We start from the raw sequence: 352 nt of genomic DNA, 5'->3' as shown, positions 1-352 counted from the left end.
CACCGTCGGGCAGGTTTTTTCGTACGAGACGGCCAGCATGGTCTCGCTCATAGCGGGTGACGAGCTGACTACCGTCATCACCATATTCGGTCTTTTCCGCCAGGTTGCCGTTGAGGTCGTAAACGTAGGCGGTACGCTGGCCGTCAAAACCGATTTCCTGCTGGATCAGGCCACTGGGGTGGTAAGCGAGCTGGTAGGTTTCGCCGACTTCATTCTCGATCGCGGTCAGCAGCAACCGTACGTTGTCGTAGCGGTAGTTGACTTGGCTGCCGTCGGCATTGATGCGGCGGCTGATCAGGTGCAGGCCGTCGGCGTATTCGTAGCGGGTGACGTGGCCCCGTTCATCGCGTTC

At 59.4% G+C, this 352-nt stretch carries 1 protein-coding gene; it reads right to left on the bottom strand.

Annotated elements, in window-relative coordinates; translation table 11 throughout:
* The coding region (locus ACI77D_RS29405; protein ID WP_407018113.1) for a hypothetical protein at positions 1-352 on the bottom strand (352 nt) is incomplete at both ends.

Origin of the sequence: Pseudomonas sp. O39, assembly GCF_045447295.1 — a bacterium.
Lineage (GTDB): Bacteria > Pseudomonadota > Gammaproteobacteria > Pseudomonadales > Pseudomonadaceae > Aquipseudomonas > Aquipseudomonas antarctica_A.
Note: the sequence above shows the minus strand (reverse complement) of the source record. Positions and strands in the feature narration are given on the sequence as shown.